The following is a 2546-nucleotide window of genomic DNA, read 5'->3' on the forward strand; positions in this document are numbered from 1 at the left end:
GGATGAGCGCCAATTAGCAGAGGTCTCGGATAACCAAGTCAGTATCAAGCGCGGATTCCCCGTTTACCGGACGAACCCGAGTGTTCCGACCACTAACGGAATTGCCACGCGGAGCAAGCGGTTTCATGTGCCCGGCGGCAAAGCCTCGATGATCGTCGATAACTCCACCGGCGAACTCAAGGGCATTGGCGGTATGGGCTTCTGGTGGGAAGAGGAAGTCGACACGACTCGGTTCGTAAAACTATTTCTCGACGGCATCAAGCAAGCTGCCGGTTTGTCGAAAACCGGCATTCAGGTATTTGAGCTGGTCTACTTCCAAATGCGCGCCAATCCTGGCGAGGATGAAATCAAGCTCAACCAGTACGTCGCCAAGGATCACGGCATCAACGATCGTACCTATCAGCGCGGCGTCCGCGAGCTGCTCGAAAAACAATTTCTCTACCGCAGCCCTAGCGACGGCGTGTTTTTCGTGAACATCCGATTCATGTTCAATGGCGATCGGCTGGCCTTTGTGAAGTCTTATCATCTGAAAGACGCATCTCGCCAGGCAGAATTGCCCTTGCTCGACGGTCCTCGCCTCCCCGGTCCGGCTGAATGAATCAGGAAAGGTAGCCGTTGGATTTGAGCCACGGCCCCAAGGCCTGGTCAAGAATATCGCTAATCGTGTACGGCTCGACGCCTTTGAGTTGGCGATCGAGCGATGCATGTTTCAATGCCTTGGAGTAATCGGTGCGAATCCGCGTGCTGAGTGGTGAACGTGGAATGACCGGCGTCGTGGCCGATGGAACTGCTGTTTCGGCCCCTACCCTAGCAGCCCGTTTAGATATTCCTTTCCGCCGGCCGCCGGTTAAATTGACGCGGCGACGAGATTTTAGCAAGGATTTTCGGCACGGAGGGGTCCGTCATGGCGATGGGGAAGCGCAAGCAGCGGCAAGAGTCGCTGTTCATCCTGGCGGAGGATTTGCCGCAATCGGACGGCCATCCGTTCTATAAGAAGCTGAACGCGCTGCTTGCCGAAGCCGATTTCGACCGCTGGATCGAGCAGCGTTGCGCAGGATTTTACGAGCAAGAAGAGACCCGCGGTAAGCCCAGCGTTCCGCCGGGCGTCTACTTTCGCATGTTGCTGGTCGGTTACTTCGAAGACCTCTCCAGCCAGCGGGGCATCGCTTGGCGCTGTAGTGACAGTCTGAGCTTGCGTGCTTTCCTGGGCATTCCGCTGGACAAGCCGACACCGGACCACTCGACGATGTCGGTCACCCGCAATCGGTTGGCGCCCGAGGTGTTCGACGAAGTATTTCAATTCGTGCTCAAGATCGCCGCACAAAAGAAGCTGCTCGCCGGCCAGACGGTGGGCGTGGACTCGACGACGCTCGAAGCCAACGCGGCCATGAAGAGCATCGTGCGTCGCGACACGGGGGAAGAATGGCGTGAGTACGTCGCGCGCTTGATGCAGGAAGAAGGCCTGGTGGCGGCCGGCGAAACGCCCAGCGACGAAAAGCTGCGTCGCTACGACAAAAAGCGGAAAAAGAAGGTCTCGAACGACGATTGGGTCTCGAAAACCGACCCGGAAGCCCGCATCACGAAGATGAAGGACGGCACGACGCACCTGGCGTACAAGGCCGAGCACGTGGTCGACCTGGAGAGCCAATTGCTGCTGGCCGCCGAGGTCTACGAGGCTAACCAGGGCGACACGCAAACGCTGGTCGACAGCGTGATGGAAGCGCAGTTGAACCTGGCCGCCGCGGGCAGCGAAGTTCGCATCGAAGAGGTCGCGGCGGACAAAGGCTACCATGCCGACGCCACGATCGAGTTGGCCGATGAGTTGGACTTCCGCACGTACATTCCCGAGCCGAAACGCCAGAACGATCGCGTTTGGACCGACAAGCCGGACACCTATCGACGCGCCGTGATCAACAATCGTCGTCGCATGGCCCGCGCCAAAGGCAAACGCCTCGGGCGTCTGCGAAGCGAACGGGTGGAGCGTAGTTTCGCGCACGTTTGCGAGACCGGCGGGGCGAGACGATCGTGGCTGCGGGGCCTGGAAGACGTGACCAAACGTTACCGACTGGCTGCCGCTGCGCACAATCTGGGCCGGATCATGCGATTACTGTTCGGGGTGGGCAAGCCGAGGGTGCTGCAAGGTCCTCTCGCGCTGGCTTGGATCATGCAGCTTATCGCTCTGAGGCTGGGACGCTTATTGTGGGCCGCCCAGCGCTGCGAAATCGCCGTCCGCGCGATGCTTCGCCGCGGCCGCGGACCGCTGAACGCCGCCCCGGCCGGAAGGCTTATCTAAACGGACTGATAGCCCTGCAATATTCGATTCGCTTCTTTCACGCATCGTCGCTGGCACAAACTGGCAGAACGCGATCCAAGTGTCAGACCTGATGTCGAACGACAGAATTCAGATTGACTTAGAACGCTCCCTGCGAAAGCTAGGCTATGCGTACATACGAAAGCGGCAGACCAAGGGCGAGATGAAGCGGATGATCGGAAATAAACATGCGCGTTGCATCAAGAAGGAAGACTTTGCTCAATTGATTGCTGCC

2 protein-coding genes are annotated in these 2546 nt (G+C 58.7%); both read left to right on the forward strand.

Features of this window, described 5'->3' with window-relative positions:
- A partial coding sequence (locus VGG64_13250; protein HEY1600567.1) for a hypothetical protein occupies positions 1-598 on the forward strand: 598 nt, incomplete at its 5' end.
- A gap of 306 nt (positions 599-904) precedes the next feature.
- A complete protein-coding gene (locus VGG64_13255; protein HEY1600568.1) occupies positions 905-2293 on the forward strand; it encodes a transposase in 1389 nt (462 codons plus the stop codon).
- Positions 2294-2546: the final 253 nt, after the last annotated feature.

This window comes from Pirellulales bacterium, from assembly GCA_036490175.1.
Lineage (GTDB): Bacteria > Planctomycetota > Planctomycetia > Pirellulales > JACPPG01 > JACPPG01.